The 23,087-nt window shown below is 41.5% G+C and carries 16 protein-coding genes; 9 read left to right on the top strand and 7 right to left on the bottom strand.

From position 1 onward, the window contains the following. Positions 1-514 precede the first annotated feature (514 nt). The gene (locus A4S05_RS36235) at positions 515-2,116 is read right to left on the bottom strand and encodes a peptide ligase PGM1-related protein (protein ID WP_069074586.1); all 1,602 of its coding nucleotides are present in this window, start codon (positions 2,114-2,116) and stop codon (positions 515-517) included. 708 nt (positions 2,117-2,824) lie between these two features. Here A4S05_RS36235 and A4S05_RS36230 point away from each other — a divergent pair. Continuing rightward, entirely contained in the window at positions 2,825-3,706 is an 882-nt protein-coding gene (locus A4S05_RS36230) for an SDR family oxidoreductase (RefSeq protein WP_069074585.1), read from the top strand. Between the two features lie 253 nt (positions 3,707-3,959). Beyond that, positions 3,960-4,217: a hypothetical protein gene (locus A4S05_RS36225; RefSeq protein WP_069074584.1), complete on the top strand. Its 258-nt coding sequence runs from the start codon at positions 3,960-3,962 to the stop codon at positions 4,215-4,217. A gap of 76 nt (positions 4,218-4,293) precedes the next feature. Here A4S05_RS36225 and mgtE read toward each other — a convergent pair whose 3' ends face one another. Next, positions 4,294-5,694: a magnesium transporter gene (mgtE, locus tag A4S05_RS36220; RefSeq protein ID WP_069074583.1), complete on the bottom strand. Its 1,401-nt coding sequence runs from the start codon at positions 5,692-5,694 to the stop codon at positions 4,294-4,296. Between the two features lie 1,349 nt (positions 5,695-7,043). Here mgtE and A4S05_RS36215 point away from each other — a divergent pair. Continuing rightward, positions 7,044-10,544, top strand: coding sequence for a PA14 domain-containing protein (locus A4S05_RS36215; protein ID WP_069074582.1), 3,501 nt, complete (start codon positions 7,044-7,046; stop codon positions 10,542-10,544). Between the two features lie 53 nt (positions 10,545-10,597). Here the strand turns inward: A4S05_RS36215 and A4S05_RS36210 are convergent, their stop codons facing one another. From A4S05_RS36210 to A4S05_RS36195, 4 genes are all read right to left on the bottom strand, one after another. After that, positions 10,598-12,148: a mercuric reductase gene (locus tag A4S05_RS36210; RefSeq protein WP_069074581.1), complete on the bottom strand. Its 1,551-nt coding sequence runs from the start codon at positions 12,146-12,148 to the stop codon at positions 10,598-10,600. 328 nt (positions 12,149-12,476) lie between these two features. Beyond that, positions 12,477-13,250: a TVP38/TMEM64 family protein gene (locus A4S05_RS36205; protein WP_084227389.1), complete on the bottom strand. Its 774-nt coding sequence runs from the start codon at positions 13,248-13,250 to the stop codon at positions 12,477-12,479. Continuing rightward, on the bottom strand, positions 13,219-13,977 hold the full coding sequence (locus tag A4S05_RS36200) for a TVP38/TMEM64 family protein (RefSeq protein ID WP_069074580.1): 759 nt from the start codon (positions 13,975-13,977) through the stop codon (positions 13,219-13,221). The genes A4S05_RS36205 and A4S05_RS36200 overlap by 32 nt, the downstream gene beginning before the upstream one ends. Before the next feature lie 194 nt (positions 13,978-14,171). Next, positions 14,172-14,918 carry a TIGR04283 family arsenosugar biosynthesis glycosyltransferase gene (locus A4S05_RS36195; protein WP_069074579.1) on the bottom strand — a complete coding sequence of 249 codons (747 nt, stop codon included), beginning with the start codon at positions 14,916-14,918 and terminating at the stop codon, positions 14,172-14,174. A 135-nt stretch (positions 14,919-15,053) separates the two neighbouring features. Between A4S05_RS36195 and A4S05_RS36190 the strand changes: the two genes are divergently transcribed. Then, positions 15,054-16,973 carry a DUF1565 domain-containing protein gene (locus A4S05_RS36190; RefSeq protein WP_069074578.1) on the top strand — a complete coding sequence of 640 codons (1,920 nt, stop codon included), beginning with the start codon at positions 15,054-15,056 and terminating at the stop codon, positions 16,971-16,973. 81 nt (positions 16,974-17,054) lie between these two features. Here the strand turns inward: A4S05_RS36190 and A4S05_RS36185 are convergent, their stop codons facing one another. Then, on the bottom strand, positions 17,055-18,284 hold the full coding sequence (locus tag A4S05_RS36185) for a TetR family transcriptional regulator (RefSeq protein WP_069074577.1): 1,230 nt from the start codon (positions 18,282-18,284) through the stop codon (positions 17,055-17,057). A gap of 173 nt (positions 18,285-18,457) precedes the next feature. On the opposite strand from A4S05_RS36185, the gene A4S05_RS36180 reads away from it, so the two are divergent. From A4S05_RS36180 to A4S05_RS36160, 5 genes are all read left to right on the top strand, one after another. Further along, a complete protein-coding gene (locus A4S05_RS36180; RefSeq protein ID WP_069074576.1) occupies positions 18,458-19,315 on the top strand; it encodes an acyl-CoA desaturase in 858 nt (285 codons plus the stop codon). Between the two features lie 97 nt (positions 19,316-19,412). Then, positions 19,413-19,832: a hypothetical protein gene (locus A4S05_RS36175; RefSeq protein ID WP_069074575.1), complete on the top strand. Its 420-nt coding sequence runs from the start codon at positions 19,413-19,415 to the stop codon at positions 19,830-19,832. 117 nt (positions 19,833-19,949) lie between these two features. Continuing rightward, positions 19,950-20,807, top strand: a complete 858-nt coding sequence (locus A4S05_RS36170; RefSeq protein ID WP_069074574.1) for an Rpn family recombination-promoting nuclease/putative transposase — start codon at positions 19,950-19,952, stop codon at positions 20,805-20,807. 201 nt (positions 20,808-21,008) lie between these two features. Further along, positions 21,009-22,064, top strand: a complete 1,056-nt coding sequence (dusB, locus tag A4S05_RS36165; RefSeq protein WP_069074573.1) for a tRNA dihydrouridine synthase DusB — start codon at positions 21,009-21,011, stop codon at positions 22,062-22,064. A 116-nt stretch (positions 22,065-22,180) separates the two neighbouring features. Further along, positions 22,181-22,741: a hypothetical protein gene (locus A4S05_RS36160; RefSeq protein ID WP_256091387.1), complete on the top strand. Its 561-nt coding sequence runs from the start codon at positions 22,181-22,183 to the stop codon at positions 22,739-22,741. The last annotated feature ends 346 nt before the right edge of the window (positions 22,742-23,087 follow it).

The following is a 23,087-nucleotide window of genomic DNA, read 5'->3' as shown; positions in this document are numbered from 1 at the left end:
GCACCCATCCCCGTGAGGGGTAAGAGATTTAAAACATTTTTTACTGGTCATGGAGGGGGATTTATTTAGTTCTGTTTCCATCCCCGTGAGGGGTAAGAGATTTAAAACGTATTACCTCCTAAGCAAACTGCCCACAGGGGAGTATTGTTTCCATCCCCGTGAGGGGTAAGAGATTTAAAACCCTACCCTTACAGAAAGCTTACCAAATAAGGCTTACATAACTGCAAGACTGAGGGAGGTCTATTTTACCTGTCAACAAACCACAATTATTGACAATAATTATAGTCTTCAAGTAGCTCAAACCTTTATACAGCAAGTTATCTGAGGGGGTCTACGAAACAATAAGCTTTTCAGCCATTGCACGACCCCCTCAGTTTACACTTCTTAACACAATGGCTTCAGGAAACTAAAATATTAGGTTGCGTGTAAAAAGTATCTACTTATTTAATTTTCATGGTGCATTTGTTGGTATAAACCATACCATAGCAACCGACAAAATACAATCTCCCTATTCTTAACTATGCTCATCCCAAACCACGGGAAAGGAATAATCTGAAAACGCCGAGAAATCATGATTTTCGCTGCGGGTTTCTTCATCCAGAACTTTCACAACTCTGTTATAAATATCTTGTGCTTGTTGCGGGGAATCACCGATGCTGGTTAATCCCAACTTGCCAAACTGCGAAAGGCAACCCATCAGATGAAACACTGTACCCGTCTCAGTACCGCTATCGAAGTGTAGTCTGTGGTGAGCGATGATATCCATCAAATCATTAGGTAATAATCCCTGATATCGCTCTTTTTGCAGGTTGTCAGTGGCAATATAGTATTTTGGACGACCTTGCTGACTATAAAATAAACCCGTGGAAAGGTCATAGCGGCCGTTCGTTAATAATTTCAGGGTCATGAATGGATGAGTTGTACCGCCTTTACGCAGGTTAATTTCGATCGCCTGAATATCCCACTCTCCGTTACCCTTGTCAACGGCGATAAAATCTACACCAAATCGCTCTAAAGTACCTTTTTCTGCTAATTTTCTGCCAACTTGCAGTCCCAATTGCTGTAATTGCAATCGATATCTTTCATCAGCGGGAAAGCTACAACCAAGATAAATCTGACCGTCTGGGCCTCCCAGAATTTGGTCGTGGGTTGAAAGGATTTCGACTTCGCCAGTGGGTGTAATCCGTCCTTGGACACTGGGCGATCGCTTAATTTCACCTTCCACAAAAGCTTCGACAATTGCCCCTAATTCCGGGATTCTTCCCGAAAAATTATCCCAAGTTTCTTGTTTGGCTTGAAAGCGCATTGTTGAGAAGCGATCGCTAATTGCTGCTACCCTTTGGGCATGAGTACCGATTCCTGGTGCTAAATTCTCAATCGGTCTAAAATCCACCAATGCATTTCCCTCTCCAGAAATGCCTTCGTTGAGTTTTACTACTACCCGCTTTAATGTCGGTTGACGTTCCCACAAATCACTGGTAGCTTCTGCCAAATCTTCGTGGTTCCAAACTTTTTCGCTACCATCTGGATGAGATACTCCACTTTCGGCGAAGATTTGCCGACTGCCACTTTTTGTCCCCCAAATCTGTAAATCTGGTGCAGCAGCATACAGTGGTACACCTAATTTTAAAGACAATTCGCCTTCCCAGTGCGAAGAGTTGTAGCAGATCATAAATGATTTGTCTAGCCTCAAAGATTGATGAATCCTTTCTAGCAGTCGGGGGCGTTCTAAAATCTTTTGGCTAAGAGGCTTAAGAGAGGAATCGTAAGTAGAAAGTAGCAGCAAGCGATTGCGGGCATGAGAAAAGGGAATTCCTGGCAACAGTTGCAGATAATAATCAATGATACTAGGATGCAGCGGTACTGAGGTTACATAAACCAGCCGAGTTCGGGGATTCCGCAACCGAATTAAGGAAAATAGTAATCTTTCCTCATAATGCTCACAGCCTTCGATCTTTTGGAGTTCGCGTTGGTCGAGACTCAAGGAGGGAATAATTAAAATATCCGCTTCACTATTGTCAAATAGCTCACTTGTTTTCCAGCGATCGCGTAGGGTTAATTGTAAGTGGCGAAACTTTTCAACTTGCTCTAACTCAGAAATATTTAGTGTTGCCATAACCCCTACCCTCTAATAATCTCAATGTAGCGCACCACACAGACTTTTGGCCTATTAGTTTATCAAGTGCTTTTGTAATAAATTTAGTCTGCAAAAAAGCAGCTATACAGATATAAAACTCAATAAATATTAATATTAACGGAAATTGACTTCATAAATTAGGTATTTTTGCAATTACAAAATGAGAAAGTAGAAACATTTATTTTAAAATAGCGGTAATAGCACAATTCTTAAGATACAAGAGATCATATATTAGCTAATTGAGTACATTTTATTTAAATTATTTTCTGTCTTAAGATTGAGCAAATTCTAAATTACTTTACCTCTATGGGGCGATAAACTACAGCTACATAATAGTTACCTTAAAAGCAGATGAAAATAATAATTTTTTCATCACGTAATCGTTGTGTACTTGTTTTCGGTAATCAGGTGAGGTGTGAGGATAAAAAATCTAATCAGCATAAATTTACCAGCAATAAGTACCTTTGACAAGCATCCGAGGTATGAAAGCCTAAAGTTACAAATGGCAAGTGAGAGTCAAGGCAGAAAATAAACCTTGGGTTAAATTTTTGATCCAAGGTTTGCTTTTGATGAGGATGGAAAATAAAGTACAGATTATTTCCGATCACCTGTTAACTTTCACCTGTTACCTAACCCAAATTCCCAATACTTAACTACATTCAAACTTCAATTACCAAGAGAAAAACTATGGCTAAATCAAAAGAGCAAAAAGAGAAAAAAGAGCAAAAATTACAACCACCACAGCAACAAGAAGTACCAGGTGTTGAATCAGAAATGACACCAAAACCTAAAGCAGATGATGCTCAGTATCGGGGTAGTGGCAAGTTACAAGATAAAGTAGCATTAATTACAGGGGCAGATAGTGGTATTGGTCGTGCTGTAGCGATCGCATTTGCTAAAGAAGGTGCAGATGTGGCGATCCTTTACCTGAATGAACACGACGATGCCAAAGAAACAAAACATTTGGTAGAAAAACAAGGGCGTCGTGCAGTCACCATTGCAGGTGATATTGGTGATGAAACCTTTTGTCAGCAAGCAATCCAGCAAACAGTTGATGAGTTTGGAAAACTCGATGTTCTCATCAACAACGCCGCCGAACAACATCCGAAAGAAAGTATCGAGGAAATTACTGAAAAACAACTAGAGCGAACTTTTCGCACTAATATATTCTCGATGTTTTTTATGACTAAAGCTGCACTCAAACATTTACAAGCAGGTAGTTCTATCATCAATACCACATCGGTAACAGCTTATAAAGGTAATCCACAACTACTAGATTATTCCTCTACAAAAGGTGCGATCGTTGCCTTTACTCGCTCCTTGTCACAAAATTTGGTGTCAAAAGGAATTCGCGTTAATGCTGTTGCGCCAGGGCCAATTTGGACACCTTTAATTCCCTCAACTTTTCCTGAAGAGAAAGTAGAAACTTTTGGGAAACAAGTACCAATGCAACGAGCCGGACAACCAGAAGAAGTTGCTCCTAGCTATGTATATTTAGCCTCTGATGATGGTTCTTATGTCTCTGGACAAGTGTTACACGTCAATGGTGGAGAAGTTGTTAATGGGTAAGTAAAAAAAAGTTAGTCCTTTGTCATTTGTCATTTGTTATTTGTACTGAGCTTGCCGTTAGCGTGGCCTCTCGTAGAGAAGTATTAATCATTGGTTATTTACTTTGGACAAAAGACTAATGACCAATGACCAATGACCAATGACTAATGACCAATGACTCTACCCTAATGGTCTTCCATTGGAGGGATGAGTTAATGTTGAAATATTGATACTCTATCTAGCAGTGTACATTTAAGAAGTAATAATTAAGTCTATGGCATCTCCTACACCACTGTATGGCACAGAACTAGTAGATTGTGCTAGAGCAAATGCCAAGCAAGGAATTGAAACTGCTGCTTATCAATGTGGCTATGGTCAAGACCTCAACAAATTTGCACAAGAACTCAGACAAGCTTGTGAAGAAATGAATTTACAAGTCAAAGAACTTAGCGGATTGATTACTGATCAAGACTTGATATTAGAATTGGGTACTGGCGAAATTGTTGCTCCAGAGACAGCATCAGAATTGTAAAAATTAGTCATTAGTCATTTGTACTTTGTTCTTCACTAATGACTAATGACAAATGACTAATAACAAATGACTCTTTTCATAACTTTAAAATTACCCGCGCTAAATTGAAGTAAATCAAAACACCTATTACATCAACTGCTGTGGTGATGAATGGTGCTGACATTAATGCCGGATCTAAACGGAGGTAGCGAAATAGAAACGGCAGTGCTGAACCGGAGATAGAAGCTAAAAGAGAAATAGCTACCAAACTAGTGCCGACTGCGATCGCTACTTCTAATCGTCCTTGCAGAAAATAAGCCCAGACAGTAGCGATCGTACCTAACATTCCTCCCAATAATGCCCCTGCGATCGCCTCTCGGCCAATTACCTGCAATGCGCCAAGCGATCGGATCTCATCAGTGTTCATCCCACGAATCACCACTGTGGAAGATTGAGCGCCGACATTACCACCAGTCCCAGTCAGCAAGGGGATAAATGCTGTCAGTGTCACCACTTTCGCTAAAAGGTCTTCTTGTGACTTAATAATTGTACCTGTAATGGTATTGGTTACAAGTAAGACCAATAACCATACAACCCGCTTCCGAGCAATTTCCAGTAAATTCATCTGAAAATAGTTGTCGCCCCCCGACTGCACACCACCACCCAAGGCATAGATATCTTCGGTGGTTTCTTGTTGCAAAATATCAATCACATCATCTACGGTGACAATACCTACTAGACGCTGTTCTCGATCTACCACAGGCACAGCCAGAAAGTCATATCTTTGGATTAATCTGGCAACTTCTTCTTGGTCTGTATCAGTGTGGACAAATATCACATCACGGGTCATAATTTCGCCAATAATCTGCTCAGGCTGAGATGTGACCAATTCCCGCAACGATACAATCCCCGTTAAGCGCCTTGCTGCATCCATGACATAAAGATAATAAATCATCTCACTGGCATTAGCTAAGTTGCGAATTCGCTCTAGAGCTTGAGATACTGTAAAGTTTTCTTTCAATGAAATTAACTCTAGCGTCATGATTCGCCCAGCAGTATCAGCTTCATAACCTAATAGTTGGGCTGTAGCTTGGCGTTCCGTTGGACTTAGTTGCTCTAGCAGACGATTAACGACTTTTGCTGGTAATTCATCAAATAATCTAGCCCGGTCATCCGACGACATTTGATCGACAATATCGCGGACTTCCTGGCTTTTAAGTTCCTCGATTAACCGTTCTTGAACACTGTAGTCAAGATATTCATAAACCTCGATCGCTTCATCCTTAGAAAGCAAGCGAAAAGCCAAAGCGTGCATCGCTTCTGGTAAACCCTCAATCGCCTCGGCAATATCCGCAGGCTGCACAGGTACGAGAATAGCTTTTGCTCCCTGCAAGTCTCCTGCTTCCAGGAGCATTTGCAGCTGAGTCCGCACTAAATCTCGCAATTCCCTGCGTGAGACATTCTGGATGGTAGAGTTTAAATTGTTTGTCTCAGTCAAAATCCACTTTCCTCAGCCAGTTTGAACAAGGTTGCTGCCCCTAGTCTAGGGGAAAGTGGGAATGTGCAACGTCAAACTTGTAATTTTTCCGACTTGGAGTCAATTAAAAACTTTTGTAAATGAACGAAAGAGTAGGGTTTCAAACGCTGATAAGTCCTTGCGTTCAGTGAAGTTGCCGCATAGCAATTTGCTGGATAGTTCTTTCCCTTTAACCGAACCGTATTAAAACAATTCGCAATGACGCTCGCGGACTCGCTACCGCTACGCTAACGCAATTATGTTTTGTAACGGGGATTTAATCCCGACACAAAACGTGCTGCCTATCTTGCTGAGGACTCAAACCCCCAAAGTTCGTTGATTGTGTTTCCCACCTTAAATGAATACTTACCTATTGACAGTCAAGATAAAGAATAGATAAATCCTACTTTGTCAAATCTTTAAATATCAAAAGGCTTCTTTATACAATTTTCATATAATTAATATCTATGCGGAGAAAAAACATGGGATTATCCTGTATGTTGGCAATTTTTATTTAAAGTTCATCAAAACTTTCATATTCCTTTAACAATATATATATCAATATGAATATTTAGACAAAGTTACACAAAAAAGATAGACATAACATCGTGATCTAGTGTCAAATATGTAATTGATTAACCTAAAAACAGTACCTAAACGAAATGTGTACTATTGCAACTTAGAGATACTTAAGTATCTATATACTCCGATGTGTGCTGTTTTGCCTCACCTTCATACACCTGCACATCAGAGAAATTAGAAGCTGTCGAAAATGGTGATTTGTGATTTTTTATCAGTGAAGGCAGGAGGACTTGGGCGATCGCAATTTCGATCCTTCTCTACGAGAGGCTGCACCAAAGACAAGCTCAAGGTAACACAGGCTCAGTAAAAGTCAGTTGAGTTCAGAAGGCAATTATTGCTGGAGGAAGAAACTATAAATTAAACTCAAAAATTTGTCTGAACAAAACAAACATTAATCAGGACTAATACTTTTTTAAATTAATCTCTAGCATTTCGATATAATACACGTTTTTTATATTTTTTTTTAGAGAAAAGATAGGAAGGCATAACATTACGCCATACTACTTTAATGTTGATACAAATAGCACAACAAAAGTATCATGCATTAATAGCTTGCTTTGCATCAGCAAGTGAACGAAATAGTATCAGTCTTAATTAAGAATATGTTGATAGGTAAATAATGATTTGGTTATCAACATACTTGAGCTACGATTATTACGCATTTTTTGTTGAAAACATTAAACATAAAACTAATCCAAAAGTATTGATCATGGCATTAGTTTTAGCTCTATTGTGAGGCATATATCTCAATGAATGAACAGAATCAACAACTGTCAACATCTCTAAATCCAACAATTGTTGCTCAACCATCTGCTTTAGAGAATCAGTCACAACCCAGCAATATTGCTGCTAGGGCTAGTGCTAGCGCCCTCTCTCAGGGAGATGGGCTAAAAGCAGAGTACTACGACAACATCGACTTCACCAACCTGAAGAAAACTCGCACAGATGCAACAGTTAACTTTAACTGGGGCAATGGTTCTCCAGACCCGTCCGTAGGTGTAGATACCTTCTCAGCGCGTTGGACAGGTCAGGTAGAAGCCAAGTACAGCGAAACTTACAATTTTTACACCACTACTGATGATGGTGTGCGACTGTGGGTAAATGGTCAACAAATCATCAACAAGTTTGTCGATCAATCAGCCACAGAACACAGTGGCGCGATCGCACTGGTTGCTGGTCAAAAGTATGATATTAAACTCGAATATTACGATAAGACATACGAAGCTGTTTCCCAACTATCTTGGTCAAGTACTTCTCAAGCAAAAGAAATTATTCCTCAGTCCCAACTGTATAGTAGTGTCAACGTACCTCCTGTAGTTGGTAATGGCAACGGACTCAAAGGAGAGTACTATGACAACATCGACTTCACCAACCTGAAGCAAACTCGCACAGATGCAACAGTTAACTTTAACTGGGGCAATGGTTCTCCAGACCCGTCCGTAGGTGTAGATACCTTCTCAGCGCGTTGGACAGGTCAGGTGCAAGCCAAGTACAGCGAAACTTACAATTTCTACACCACTACTGATGATGGTGTGCGACTGTGGGTAAATGGTCAACAAATCATCAACAAGTTTGTCGATCAATCAGCCACAGAACACAGTGGCGCGATCGCACTGGTTGCTGGTCAAAAGTATGATATTAAACTCGAATACTACGATAAGACATACGATGCCGTTTCTCGACTTTCTTGGTCAAGCACTTCTCAAGCCAAGGAAATTATTCCTCAGTCCCAACTGTATAGTAATGTCAACGTACCTCCTGTAGTTGGTAATGGCAACGGACTCAAAGGAGAGTACTATGACAACATCGACTTCACCAACCTGAAGCAAACTCGCACAGATGCAACAGTTAACTTTAACTGGGGCAATGGTTCTCCAGATCCGTCCGTCGGTGCAGATACCTTCTCAGTGCGTTGGACAGGTCAGGTAGAAGCCAAGTACAGCGAAACTTACAATTTCTACACCACTACTGATGATGGTGTGCGACTGTGGGTAAATGGTCAACAAATCATCAACAAGTTTGTCGATCAATCAGCCACAGAACACAGTGGCGCGATCGCACTGGTTGCTGGTCAAAAGTATGATATTAAACTCGAATACTACGATAAGACATACGATGCCGTTTCTCGACTTTCTTGGTCAAGTACTTCTCAAGCCAAGGAAATTATTCCTCAGTCTCAGCTGTATTCACCAGAACTTCAGACCACCATCACATTAGGATCATCTTCCACAACTGTGAACGAAGGTGATGGTAGTGTCACCATCACTCTGCTTAGAAGTGGTGATTTAAGCAGCACATCTTCAGTTAAGTATGCCACCGTAGCTAACACTGCTACAGCAGGATCGGACTACGGAAGTGAAGGCGTCGAAACAGCTGGAACAATTATTTTTGCACCGGGACAAAGTAGCAGACAAGTATCCATTCCGATCAATGACGATTCTCTGGCAGAAACAAATGAAACCTTTAGTTTTGTCATTGATCAGGCAGAGGGAGCAACACTGGGACTCCAAAGAACTCTCGGAATTACGATTCAAGATAACGATCGCGTTGGTGGCCTCAACTTCACTCAGCCAGTAGTTAACGAGGATGATGGTTCTGCGAGAGTGACAGTTACACGGGATAGCGGTGTGGGGACTGCTCGTCTGGACTACATAACCGTGGATGGGACTGCAAAAGCTGGATCTGACTACCAGACTGTATCTGGAACCTTGAGTTTTGCAGCGGGAGAAACCACTAAAAACATTGTGATCCCCATTGTTAATGACAATGTTGGGGAACCAAATGAAACATTTAATTTGAGGTTCAGTAATCCAGTTGGGTTACAGCTAGCTACTCAACAAACAACTATCACTATTGTTGATAATGACCCTGGTAACTTTGCTTTAGATACAGTAGCTTCTGGTTTAACTCAACCTACAGCTTTTGACTGGACATCTGACCAGAAGCAGATGTTCATTGCCCAGAAAAATGGGGTAGTGCGAGTCTTGAACAACGGCACATTATTGTCAACACCATTTATCAATATTTCTGGACAGGTAAATGATACACGCGATCGCGGTCTTTTAGGCATTGCTGTACATCCAGATTTTGGCAAAAGTCCAACCGGCAACAACTACGTTTACTTGTTGTTTACCTACGATCCAGCAGAAACCAGTACAACCAATTCTAAGAACAATCCCAATAGCACATTAGACAATCCCGATCAGAATGGGAATCGGGCTGGACGGCTAATTCGGGTAACAGCTAACCCCAACACTAATTACACTACTGCCATTGCTGGCAGCGAAGTTGTGCTGCTAGGTAAGAATAGCACTTGGGATAATATTATTCGTCCCGATGGCAACAGCACAAATGTCTCACTTGGCTACGCACCATCAGGAATTCTCAACAAAGATACAGGTAAGCCTTTTACTAGCTTGCAAGATTATCTCAATAATCTCGATAAAGTCGAAAATATCCCGGATTTTATAGCCACCGATAGTGAATCTCACTCAGTTGGTTCTGTGCGATTTGGCACCGATGGTTCCCTGTTTGTCAGCATAGGCGATGGCACTTCCTACAATGGCGTAGATCCACGAGCAGATCGCGTCCAGGATATCGATAATCTGTCTGGTAAAATCCTGCGGATTGATCCTATTACTGGTAAAGGCTTATCAAGTAATCCTTTCTACAACGGTGATGCCGATAGCAATCGTTCTAAAGTTTACAACTTAGGTTTGCGTAACCCCTTCCGTTTCACAATTGATAAAGACACCAATAACCCTGTAATTGGTGATGTTGGCTTTGTTTCTTACGAAGAGGTCAATATCGGAAAACCAGGAGCTAACTTTGGCTGGCCGTTTTATGAAGGTGGGCTGGATGCAAATAACAATATCATCAACCTGAAACAACCAAGCTATGCTAACCTAGATGCTGCGAAAGACTTCTATAGTAGTGGCAAAACTGTAACAGCACCAGCTTATACTTACAAGCATTCTGGGCCTAATTCGATTGTTCTGGGTGACTTTTACACAGGTAATACTTTCCCCTCGATCTATCAAGATACTTTATTAGTTGGCGATTTCAGTCAAGGAACTATCGATGCTTTGAAATTTGATAGTCAGGGCAAGCTTGTCTCAGTTCGTCGCTTTGCTTCCTCAGCAGACAGACCTAATTTAGGAGTGCCTACACAATTGACCACTGGAGACGATGGCAATGTCTACTACGCAGACTTGACAGGAGGCAAGATTAATCGCTTCCGATCTGTTTAGATAACAGTTAAAAATTATCAGTGAACAGTTGTCTAACTGTTCACTGATTTTGCTCAAGATAACTTTGTTAAAAATCCCAGCAATTTTTTGGTATTTGATGTCAGGAGTGTTCGGCGATAAGCATCAGCTGCTTTTTTAATGGCTTCGGCTTGAGTGGGATAAGGATGAATTACACTGCTTAACTTACTCAAACCGATTTTATTCACCATTGCCGTAGTCACTTCTGATATCATCTCACCTGCGTGACTGGCGACAATAGTTGCACCAAGAATTTCATCAGACCCCTTTTTATGGTGGATTTTGAGAAATCCTAACTCTTCACCATCTGCGATCGCTCGGTCTACACTATTAAAAGCTATCTTAATTGTTGTCACCTCAATACCCAATTTCTGCGCCTCATGTTCATACATCCCTACATGGGCAATTTCTGGGTCAGTATAAGTTACCCAAGGCATCACCAAACTACTGAGTTTCGAGCGTCCTAAGCCAAAGGGAGAAAACAGCGTATTCTTAATCACAATCCGCGCGGCGGCATCAGCAGCATGGGTAAACTTCCAGTTCATGCAGATATCGCCAGCCGCATAAATTTTGGGATTGGTTGTTTGGAGGTAATCATTTACCTTCACACCTTGGCGCTTGTCGTATTCTACACCCACTGCTTCTAAATTTAGATTTTCTACATTTGGCGATCGCCCCGCACCGACTAAAATTTCATCTACTGTCACCGAATCTCGATAACCATTGGAAGAAAAGTAAAGCCGTTTCCCCTCAGTGACAGTTACCACTTCTTCTAACTTGGAATTGAGAACTACGCGAATTCCTTCGTTAATCAAAACCTTTTGGAGAATTTCAGCAGCTTCACTGTCTTCTTTATTTAGAAGATGAGAACCGCTATGGAAAAGTACCACCTCAGAACCCAAACGCCGGAAAGCTTGCGCCAATTCGCAACCAATGGGGCCACCGCCAATCACCGCCAAATGTTCCGGTCGTTGAATCAGGGAAAAAACTGTCTCATTCGTTAGATAACCCGCCTTTTCAATTCCTGGAATCGACAGTTGTGCAGCTCTTGCACCAGTCGCAATTACAGCTTTTTTAAACCGTAGAGTTTTGTCGCCAACTTCCACAGTATTTTTACTTGCAAATCGACCATTACCTAAAAATACATCAACACCCAAGTTTTGAAACCGTTCCGCCGAGTCATTATGGCTGATATCGGCCCTTACCCGTCGCATCCTGGCCATGACTTTAGGAAAATCAACATCTATATTATGTTGGGGAATATTAACTCCCAAGTCTTTAGCATCCCAAATTTCACCAACGATACGGGCAGACCGAATAATAGTTTTAGATGGTACACAACCAACATTTAAGCAATCTCCACCCATGAGATGCTTTTCAATTAACGCCACTTTTAAACCCAAATCCAGACCCGCCGCCCCCGCCGCCACTACTAATCCCGCCGTACCAGCCCCAATTACTACCAAGTCGTAAACATCGGCAGGTTGAGGATTAACCCAATTTGGCGGATGGACGTAAGACACCAACTTTTGGTTATACTCGTCAATTGGGCGAACTGTGACTCTCTCTAAATCTGAATTGGTCATTGGCAAAACCTCTTTTAAAATTAAGAATCCCGATTAATTTAGGCAGTTCAGTCTTGCATTTTTTATGCTTGTTTATGGCGGTTCTCGATTGAGTGAGCTACAAGAACCCCACCCCACCACGGTGTATATATAAGTCTTAGATAGCTGATTAACCAGCGTTTTACCCCACCCTAACCCTCCCCTTGTGAAGGGGAGGGAACCGGAAATCTCATTTCCCCCCTTTATAAGGGGGGATTAAGGGGGGTGATACGACTTGTGTGTACACCGTAGCCTTGGAAAGGGGGGACTAAGGGGGGTAATTCAACTTGTGTGTACAAGTGGTACTACCTTACAATTCTTCTTCTAAAGCTTTGCGTGCAATCCGGGTGACATAAACTGTAACGGCGACCGTCGCAATCAAACCTAAAATGCGAATCACCCATTGTAAAGTCGGGTTGCTAGGTTGAGCCTCAGTGCCAATCATGGCCAGATTACCTGCAAGAGAACCAATATAAACGTACATAATAGTTCCAGGAATCATGCCTACAGAACCGATGAAGTAATCTTGAAGTGAAACTCCTGTGATACCAAAAGCATAGTTCAGCAAATTGAAAGGAAATATAGGGGACAGTCGCGTTAACAGGACAATTTTTAATCCTTCTTTACCTACCGCTTGGTCAATAGCGGCAAATTTTTTGTTATCTGCGATTTTTCGAGCAACCCAACCCCTTGCTAAATAACGTCCCACAAGAAAAGCAGCTGTAGCGCCAAGGGTTGCACCAATAAATACATAGAGAGAACCCCAAATTGCACCAAAAATTACACCAGAACCCAAGGTGAGAATAGAACCTGGAAAAAAAGCAACGGTAGCGATAATATAAAGGGCAATAAAAGCTAAGGCTCCCACCGCACCCAGGCTATCAATCCACTGCAAGGCATCGCGTAAAATTGCTTGAGGATTAAAAGAATTTGGATTTGCAGATTCTTGTGCTAAAGCTGGTTCTGTGTTTAATGAGAAAGCACTCGCCAATATCAGCAATGTTAATATACTTAGGCTAAAAAACTTCTGCAAGTTTCTGACATCAATACTTTTAAATATCTGAATGATTGTTAATTTTGTCATGAGTTGTTATTTCTTCTATTGCTATACTTTGAGCTAATGCTTTCTGAGCAATTTTTGTGATATACACAGTCACCGCAACAGTAGCAATCAACCCAACTACTTGCATTATCCATTGCCAAACTTGAGTTTCTGGAGTAATTGGTTGATGAGACGTGTTAATCATGGCAAGATTCCCAGCTAAAGAACCAATATAAACGTACATCACAGTACCGGGAATAATACCAAAGGAACCTAATATGTAGTCTTTGAGAGAAACCTGTGTAACTCCAAAAGCATAATTTAATAAATTGAAGGGAAAAATGGGACAGAGACGAGTCAAAAAGACAATTTTCCATCCTTCTTTGGCAACTGCTAAATCAATCGCTTTAAATTTAGGATGTTTGTCCATTTGTCGAGAAACCCAATCTCGTGAAAGGTAGCGTCCAATGATAAAAGCTAAGGTTGCTCCGACTATTGCAGCAATTAGCACATATATTGATCCCCAAAATACTCCAAACAGACAACCACCTTTGAGCGTTAGTAGGGAACCCGGTACAAACAGTAATGTTGCCAAGTTATAAATGACTATGTAAGCGATAGGCCCTAACATTCCAAGACTCTCAACCCAAATGACTGAGGTTTGTAAAAGTCCCTGAATATTTAACTGTTTAGCGGCAATTATTAGAGTGACAATCAGGCAACTTAGCAGCAGTAATTTGAGTTTAGAATCTAATACGCGCTTTCTCATTTTTATAAGTTTGACCTTCTGAGGCTCGATGTTGACCTTCTGAGGCTCAATGTTGACCTTTCGAGGCTCGATGTTGACCTTCTGAGGCTCGACGTTGACCTTCTGAGGCTCGACGTTGACCTTCCGAGGCTCAACTTTGAAACTTACCCTCAAATCCAATGCCCCTAAGATATGCTACCCACATGAGAAACAGCTTAAAGCCTCTTAAATTTTTCTCGGCGATACCAGCTACGAATTTGCTCAGGTGAAACGCCGAGTAAATAAGCAACAATTACTATTTGATTAAGTAGGGTAGTTTTGAATACTCCCTTTTGCAACCATCTACGGGCTGAGGTGACAACTGGTGTGGGGATAATTACAATGCGTCCAATGTGTTTTAACTGGCGTATGAGTTCAAAGTCTTCCATGATGGGCAATTCAGGAAAGCCACCAATTTGCTGAAATACGTCTTTTGTTAAAAAAATTGCTTGGTCGCCATAAGGCATTTGCCAAAAATGCGATCGCATTTTTACTCCCCACTCCACCCATCGTAAACTTAAAAGTGACGCATCAATTCGCAAGTTAAATGCACCAGCCACAGTCCCCGAATGTTGTAGTGCTGTACAAATCATCTCATCAAATCCAGTCGGCAAACGTGTATCTGCATGAAGAAATAGCAGAATATCACCGCTAGCTGCAACAGCACCCGCATTCATTTGAGCAGCACGACCGGGAGATGACAAGATAACTTTAACACCTAATAACTGAGCAATTTCCACAGTGTCATCCTCTGAGCCAGCATCGACAACAATCACTTCTATATTTGTACTGGGTTGGGTAGTTGCGTTGGCGTCGCATTTTGTAGAGAAGGCTGTCGTAGATATTGCTTCTTTGATATTTTCCGCTTCATTGAGTACTGGAATAATAATAGAAATCGTGACAGCGCCAATATTCTGACTCATAATTGCTGAATTTACTGTAATTTATTACTCTGTATTAAAAATCGCCAATCGGTCAATATTGTGAGTAATATTATCGACATAATACTCTCTAAGAGTATAAAAATTTATTGATACTTCTAAGGAGTCGTGTTAAAGATGATTCACTATCGTGTGGTTCCTAAGTACCGTAGAGTAGATATTATGCTTGCAAAGCTTAAGTTTCTAAAATCAGCAAGGCTTTTATTTTTTAGCACTTCAGTATTATATTTTACCGTAAGTGTGGGAGCGGCAAGTATGGCGTTCCTGGGTACAAGCTTGGGTAGTGCGTTAGCAGAGCTCGCCGTTGGCAAAGCCTCTCGTAGAGAAGGCATCGCTCAAATACCATCGACACCAGATTCTATGCCTTCTGGTGAAACAGCACCCTCTCAAGTTAATGTGCTATTTGTCAACCCTAGTATTGGAGATGACAGCGCAGGTAATGGCAGCGAATCCGCTCCTGTGAAAACGATTACTCAAGCGTTGCGATTAGCTAACGCCAATACTGTAATTATCCTCTCCACGGGCACTTATAGCGCCGAGACAGGAGAGGAATTTCCCTTAATGCTCAAACCGGGTATTTCAATTCAAGGCAACCCTAGCAATCAAGGTAAGGATATTATCATTCAGGGAGGCGGTGATTATCTGAGTCGGAGCTTTGCCGGTCAAAATGTCACAATTGTTGGAGCAAATCAAGCTTTACTCACTGGGGTAACGGTGACAAACTCTAACCCCCGTGGTTACGGTTTATGGATTGAATCTAGCAATCCAGTAGTCACAGAAAATACATTTACTGGCAATACTCAAGATGGGATTTCCGTCAGTGGTAATGCTGCACCCACCATTACCAAGAATTACTTCGATCGCAATGGAGCCAATGGGATCACAATTTCCGGTAACTCCAGTCCCCAAGTGAAGGAAAATATCTTTCACCAAACGGGTTTTGGGATTAATATTGCTCAAAATGCCACACCTGTAGTCATCGGCAATCAAATTCAAAACAATAGATCGGGAATTGTAGTGCAAGCAAATGCCCGCCCGATTTTGCGGAATAATTCTATTCAAGATAATAAAGAAGATGGTTTAGTTGCGATCGCTCAATCAATTCCAGATTTGGGTAGTGCATCGGAACCTGGGGGTAATCAATTTCAAAATAATGGCCGCTACGACATTAACGCTAGCGCTGCTAAACAGGTAATTGTTGCTGCTGGTAACAACCTTGTGAGCGATCGCATCACTGGCAAAGTAGATATTAATGGTACAACAGCAATAGCAACCCAAAATTCTCAACCCGCTCCCAACAACGTCTTACGAGAAATACCACCAACTGGAGAAATCACTTTCTCGGCTCCCGAAATCTCTGAAACTACCAATGGGCAAAGCAGCAACAGCATTTCAGCAAATAATTCTGTTTCTACACAATTAAACAGTCAAATGCTGCCATTAGCGCCAGCCAATATATCAGTTCCCACACCTAGATCCAATCAACAACTCCCCACCTCTGGAGTCGCGGGTTTTCCTACTCCTAGCAGCTTGTCAGGTAGACAAACACCAACTAATACTTCAAGAGTTGCAAATTCCAGTCCAGCACCGCAGTCTGACACACGACAGTTAAATTATGTACGGATTGATCCTAATACGATTGAGTTTACTGCCCCTGAGTACCCATCCAATCCAGTTGCACAGCAGTCATTACCAATACTAGAAACTTCTGCCCCAGGAGCTTCAGCACTTTTACCACTTCCTAGTCACAATATCCCTATTAGCAAGACTCGCAATATGCGAACAAGTTCTGCAAGTATTCCTTATGGCGGTAACACTGCGACACAATTCGGTATACGTTATCGCGTGGTAGTGCCACTAGCAACTGAGAGAGATCAAGATTTAGTGCGATTCCTTGCTCCTGATGCGTTTCCCACAGTTTGGCAAGGTCAAAAAGTTATGCAAGCAGGAGTATTTAACAGTGAATATAACGCTAAAGAAATGCTTAAAACACTTTCTAGCAAAGGTTTAAGAGCTATTGTGGAGCCGTTGAATTAATTGGGGATTGGGCATGGGGCATTGGGCATTGGTCAATAATCAATAGTTCATCTTCTCCTGCTTCCCCTGGTCCTGAAAAACCTATCCCGGCTTATGATCCAAATGGGTTGCTTGCTCTAAGGCTGCTTTTTCTTTAGCTCGGCGGACATAGGGTTGTAATTGGGAGCGATCGCAACCTGTTAAAATACTCAGGTTTTCCAAGGTGATCCCCCGCATTAACATTTCTACACGCCAGGTTTGTTGTGCTTGAGCTAAAGCTGGCGCTTTTCCTTGGGGAGTTAACAATCCCTCACTCCATACTTGCCAACGTGTCTCAAGCTCTGATTGTGAGATGGGTGTGCCTGTTTCATTCAAAAACATGGCTGTTTGAGCATCTTTACGACTTTTCAGCCATTTTATTAAAGGATTATTAGTAAAAGAGCCGTAGCGTTTGCCCAAAATCCATTGATTCACAGGTACTTGACGGACAAATCCGGGAATTGTGATTTGTAGGAAGTGCCCTTGAGTATCGTAGATTTGGTGCGATCGCTGCAAGCTAATTATTTCTGTGGCGGATAACCCAGCCCCAAATAATACATAAGCTAAAGCATAATCTCGCATTCCCAATTTTCTGGACTGTTGCAGAATTTCGTGAACTAAACTAGCAGGCAAATCAGCTACTTCTGTGGTGATCAAGCCTCCTTGTAAGCAGTTTGTTGCTAATTCTGCTGAAGATGACATGGCTCCATTTAAAAACAACTCCACCAAATTTTCCAGAAAATCGTCGCGATCATCCCAAAGTTCGTGAAATTCGCTAGTGAACTCAATTACGGCATATCCCAAAATCATGCCATTCAGCAAACTGGCTAATTTTTCTGCGGGTAAATAAGTATTTAGGTGTCCTTGCTGGATTACAGTAGCTAAATACTGAGCTACATAACGGTTTGCCTCTGTTACTCCCCTGCCTAGGGCGCGGCGATTTTCTGCCGGAAATTGGTCGGCTTCACCCACCACAGACCGGACGAACTCTGGCACTCGCTCTAATGCATGTAAAGTGTCACTTGCATAATCCTTAAGAGCTTGGTAAACATTGCCCGGAGGCGTTGCTCGTCGCACTAGCGACTCACCTAAATCCTTGAAGGCTGCGGACTCTTCCAGCACAGCCAAAAGCAGTCCGTGCTTGTTGCCAAAATTCCGAAATAAAGTTACTTCGTTGACTTCGGCTTTTTCAGCAATTTGGCGGGTTGTAGTGGCGCTGACTCCGTGAGCAGAAAACAACTCAAGAGCAGCTTGAATCAGGCGTTGACGAGTAGAAAGGAGGTGAGATGACATAGAAAAATGCAAGTGGCACTTGCACGGATATCATAGTTCTGCTAGCATAACAAATGTAAGTGGTACTTGCTTTACTCTACTGTAACAAACTAGTATACAGGGCGGGTAAATCCCTTGTGGGAGGGCATCCGAGAAAAAGCAAATCGCTTCATCATCCATCAACAGGAATTTTTATGACCGCAAATTTTGGGGCGATCGCCCCTGAGAGAGGCAACTCACCTCAACTCAGATGGACGAATGTAGTATTTTTTGCTGCATTTCATGCATTAGCACTTCTGTCTCCTTGGTTTTTCTCCTGGTCAGCATTAGGTTTGCTAGTGTTTCTCCACTGGTTATTCGGGAGCATTGGTATTTGCCTGGGATATCACCGACTACTGAGCCATCGGAGTTTCCAGGTTCCTAAGTGGTTAGAGTATGCGATCGCCCTCATAGGAGCGCTGGCTTTGCAAGGCGGGCCAATTTTTTGGGTAGGTGGACACCGCCAACACCACGCCCACACAGAAGACATCAATTTAGACCCCTATTCTGCTCAAAGAGGATTTTGGTGGAGCCATATACTATGGATTTTCTACCCACGCCCAGAATTTTTTGACTATGACACCTATAAAAAATATGCCCCTGACTTAGCAAGACAGCCATTTTATTGCTGGCTAGATCGCTACTTCCTGCTGTTGCAAATCCCCTTCGCGCTGCTGCTTTATGCCCTGGGAGGATGGCCCTTTGTGTTCTACGGAGTGTTTCTCAGGTGTGTCTTGCTTTGGCACTCAACCTGGTTTGTAAACTCAGCATCACACCTGTGGGGTTATCGCACCTTTGATGCCAATGATGGCGCTCGTAATCTTTGGTGGGTATCCCTCGTAACATACGGAGAAGGATGGCACAACAACCATCATACTTATCCCCACATGGCGAAATCTGGGTTGTCTTGGTGGGAAATTGATGTTACTTGGTGGAGCATCCTAGTTTTGCAGACTTTGGGTTTAGCCAAAAAGGTTGTCTCGCGTCCCCCTCAAGGTGCAAGTCACGGCTAAATTTAAATTGCAACGAAATTATCATGAATTTATTAAGCCGATTGCTTCCCGCAGTCGGCTTAATAAATTGTTAAGCATTTTAATTGATATTTAGATCATGATTAATACTTCTAATTTTCGCCAGACAATTCTGCTAGGTATCATCATACTCAACCTCATTTCTACTTGGCTACACTACATAGATAATGCATTATTTTTGAGTCGATATCCTGGCCCAACCTGGTTTACTTCTGTTGGAGTAATTAGTACTGTAATTGTAATGACTATAGTAGGAATATTGGGATATTGGTTTTACACCAAAGGCATGTTTTGGTTAGCGTACTTTTTATTAGGCTTATACTCAATCACTAGTATCTCCAGTCCAGTCCATTATCTCTTCCCGATGGTTGCTCCCATGTCTTTGAAAATGCATAGCCTAATTTGGCTCGATGGAGTTATGGGACTGTTACTGATAGTTTTTTTGCTGTGGTCTAGTTTTATATTGAAAGAGTGGCGTAGTACACTAGCTAGAAATTGACACAACATATATATAACTGAAATCGCCCCCAATTTTCTTAAATCTAATTAAACAAAATCTGTTGCTAGCTATTTCACGGTAAAATCTAACGGATTAAATCACCGCAATACATCAAGCGTGAAAACTGACAGCATTTTTTATCGCCTTTTTCAAGAACTTCCTAGCATCTTTTTTGAATTAATTGGTAATCCACCCCAAACCGCAGAGACTTATCAATTCTCCTCAATTGAAATCAAGCAAACTGCCTTTCGTATAGATGGTGTTTTTCTCCCAACCCAAGGAGAAGAAAATCCGATTTACTTTGTTGAAGTCCAATTTCAAACCGACACAGAAATTTATTCACGCCTATTTTCAGAAGTTTCTTTATACTTACGCCAAAATAAACCTAAAAATTCTTGGCGAGGAGTAGTTATTTATCCCAATCGCAGTCTAGATACAGCAGATATCAAGAATTACAGCGAATTTTTCACTAGCCAGCGCATCAGTCGCATTTATCTTAATGAATTAGGTGAAACAGCATCACTGCCAGTTGGAATTGCTACTATGAAGTTAGTAGTCGATGAAGAGGATACAGCAATTAAATCTGCTAGGCAGTTAATAGACAGAACCCAGCAAGAAATTAACATTGAACCACAACGACGGCAGTTACTAGAATTGATAGAGACAATTTTGGTTTATAAGTTTCCGGCAATGAGTCGAGAGGAAATTGAAGGTATGTTTGGGTTAAGTGATTTGAAAAAAACACGAGTTTATCAAGAAGGTAAGCAAGAAGGCAAGCAAGAAGGCAAGCAAGAGGGCAAACAAGAAGGTAGACAAGAAGGTAGACAAGAAGGAGCGCGTGAAGAAAAGCTGAGAATGATACCTTTGTTGTTGAGATTGGGATTGAGTTTTGAAGAAACAGCGAGAGAGTTAGGTTTGAGTCTAGAAGAGATTCAGCAAGAAATGCAAAAACAGCCTCCAAGTCAGGATACGTAACCTACAATTACAGCAGAATTCAGAATTCAGGAGTCAGAATGGGCTACGCCACGCTGCGCTAAGAGAAGTGAAACAGGCTTTATACCTGGCTTTGAGACTTAGCTTGTGTATCTCACTAAATTTAAATTCGCTGTATCGTTTATCATAGGCATCCCTACATATTCTTGTTATTTTTGATCCGCACAATTTTTAATTTTTTCTATGATTTCGCTCTCTCCCATTCTCCAAGCTAGACTCTCCCAACCCCTCAAAATTGGCTCCTTCGAGGTAAAAAGTCGGGTTCTCCAGTCGCCTCTATCTGGGGTTACAGATATGGTGTTTCGCCGTCTGGTGCGTCGCTATGCCCCAGATTCGATGATGTATACCGAAATGGTGAATGCTACCGGGTTGCATTATGTCAAGCAGTTACCCAAAATCATGGAGGTAGATCCCAACGAACGCCCAATTAGCGTTCAACTATTTGACTGTCGTCCAGATTTCCTGGCAGAAGCAGCAATCAAGGCAGTTGCCGAAGGTGCTGATACTGTTGATATTAATATGGGTTGTCCGGTAAATAAAATCACTAAAAATGGTGGCGGTTCTTCGTTGTTGCGCCAACCAGAAATAGCAGAAGCAATTGTGCGGGAAGTTGTAAAAGCTGTTGATGTCCCTGTGACAGTAAAAACCCGTATTGGCTGGAATGACAACGAAATTACTATTCTCGACTTTGCCAAGCGGATGGAAGATGCCGGGGCAAAAATGATTACGGTACATGGACGTACCCGCGCCCAAGGATACAATGGCAATGCTCGTTGGGAATGGATTACCCGTGTAAAAGAAGTGCTTTCTATCCCAGTGATTGCGAATGGAGATATTTTTTCCGTTGAAGCGGCGGTGAGATGTTTAGAACAAACTGGCGCTGATGGCGTTATGTGTTCCCGTGGGACTTTGGGTTATCCGTTTTTGGTGGGAGAAATTGATCACTTCCTGAAAACTGGGGAAATATTACCGAAACCTACCCCGATTCAGCGCTTGGAATGTGCAAGAGATCATTTACAAGCCTTGTGGGAATATAAAGGCGATCGCGGTGTACGTCAAGCCCGTAAGCACATGACTTGGTATGCTAAGGGTTTCGTTGGTGCTGCCGAACTTCGAGGACAGCTAAGTTTAGTTGAAAAAGTAGATCAAGGTTTGGCAATGATTGACCAAGCAATTGAAAAACTGGCTCATGGTTATGAACTTGAAGAAGAAGCAGAAGGTAGTTTGGTAATGCTTTAAAAAATCTATGTTATAAAAGCAAAAAGCCATCAATCAATTTAATTGATTTGATAAATATTCATCGACTTTTCAAAGTATTTATTCCCATTTGTTTAACTTTGATATGTATTATCATCTTGGTTAGATTTCAACAACCAGATAATAAACTAGCTAAGTTTTGTGTAACTGCTAAACCTCTTACTCAAGTCAAAGTTAATAATTATGATATTAATGGAATTGCCTTACGTGAAGGGACATTTACTAAAAGAGTTACTCTTAATAGCGCTAGAGAACTAAAAGTAATCATTTTTCCAAAAGCACTTTCTTTTATCACTTGGTCAAAAGTGCGCCAATCATCAATTCAATATATTGGCCAAGGTGGTGATAATAATTGGAAAGAATGGTTGCGTCCTGATTATTTTTATTTGCTTGAAGTCCCTCCACAAGCAACAGCTTTAGCCTTTGGCAGACTTTGCTACCGCAATGGAGATGTTGATGTTGAGCCTATCAAAAAGATCAAACAAATTTCTTCGGGCAAAATAATCATCAATGACAAAATTTATCTTTCTGTTGCATCCTCACTACCAAAGATTAATTTGTATAACGTCATCGTTAATACTGGCAGTAATCGTAAGGATGCACTTGGTACTCAAACAGAGGTATATTTTACAACCATCCTTAATGAGGATTATGATTAATTGCAATATCGTCCTACAACTGAGCATTTAACTAAGCAAAAAACCTTTCAATCCCTAATAGGGATTTTGTTGAATTGCAATTTTGCCAGTTATATCGACCTCTAGAAGGTGTTGCGTTTCAATCCCTAATAGGGATTTTGTTGAATTGCAATTCTAGCTTAGGTTGTCGTTGGTGATCTGGGATCTTGTTTCAATCCCTAATAACTCAAGTTGCTAGTTACATACCAAGAAAGATGACATAGGGGTATAAAAACAATAAAATCCCTCCAGACAGAAAATTAGGAGGGAAATATGTTAAATGAAATAGTTACTATCTATTCTGTCATAGATGACCTATTGAAGGCGA

The organism is Nostoc sp. KVJ20, assembly GCF_001712795.1.
In the GTDB taxonomy this organism is placed as follows: Bacteria; Cyanobacteriota; Cyanobacteriia; order Cyanobacteriales; family Nostocaceae; genus Nostoc.
Note: the sequence above shows the minus strand (reverse complement) of the source record. Positions and strands in the feature narration are given on the sequence as shown.

What these genes read in the sequence shown, in the direction of transcription:
- A4S05_RS36235 (WP_069074586.1), bottom strand. Translation starts at nt 2,116, where the DNA reads ATGGCAACACTAAATATTTCTGAGTTAGAGCAAGTTGAAAAGTTTCGC.
- A4S05_RS36230 (WP_069074585.1), top strand. Translation starts at nt 2,825, where the DNA reads ATGGCTAAATCAAAAGAGCAAAAAGAGAAAAAAGAGCAAAAATTACAA.
- A4S05_RS36225 (WP_069074584.1), top strand. Translation starts at nt 3,960, where the DNA reads ATGGCATCTCCTACACCACTGTATGGCACAGAACTAGTAGATTGTGCT.
- A4S05_RS36215 (WP_069074582.1), top strand. Translation starts at nt 7,044, where the DNA reads ATGAATGAACAGAATCAACAACTGTCAACATCTCTAAATCCAACAATT.
- A4S05_RS36210 (WP_069074581.1), bottom strand. Translation starts at nt 12,148, where the DNA reads ATGACCAATTCAGATTTAGAGAGAGTCACAGTTCGCCCAATTGACGAG.
- A4S05_RS36205 (WP_084227389.1), bottom strand. Translation starts at nt 13,250, where the DNA reads ATGACAAAATTAACAATCATTCAGATATTTAAAAGTATTGATGTCAGA.
- A4S05_RS36200 (WP_069074580.1), bottom strand. Translation starts at nt 13,977, where the DNA reads ATGAGAAAGCGCGTATTAGATTCTAAACTCAAATTACTGCTGCTAAGT.
- A4S05_RS36195 (WP_069074579.1), bottom strand. Translation starts at nt 14,918, where the DNA reads ATGAGTCAGAATATTGGCGCTGTCACGATTTCTATTATTATTCCAGTA.
- A4S05_RS36190 (WP_069074578.1), top strand. Translation starts at nt 15,054, where the DNA reads ATGATTCACTATCGTGTGGTTCCTAAGTACCGTAGAGTAGATATTATG.
- A4S05_RS36185 (WP_069074577.1), bottom strand. Translation starts at nt 18,284, where the DNA reads ATGTCATCTCACCTCCTTTCTACTCGTCAACGCCTGATTCAAGCTGCT.
- A4S05_RS36180 (WP_069074576.1), top strand. Translation starts at nt 18,458, where the DNA reads ATGACCGCAAATTTTGGGGCGATCGCCCCTGAGAGAGGCAACTCACCT.
- A4S05_RS36175 (WP_069074575.1), top strand. Translation starts at nt 19,413, where the DNA reads ATGATTAATACTTCTAATTTTCGCCAGACAATTCTGCTAGGTATCATC.
- dusB (WP_069074573.1), top strand. Translation starts at nt 21,009, where the DNA reads ATGATTTCGCTCTCTCCCATTCTCCAAGCTAGACTCTCCCAACCCCTC.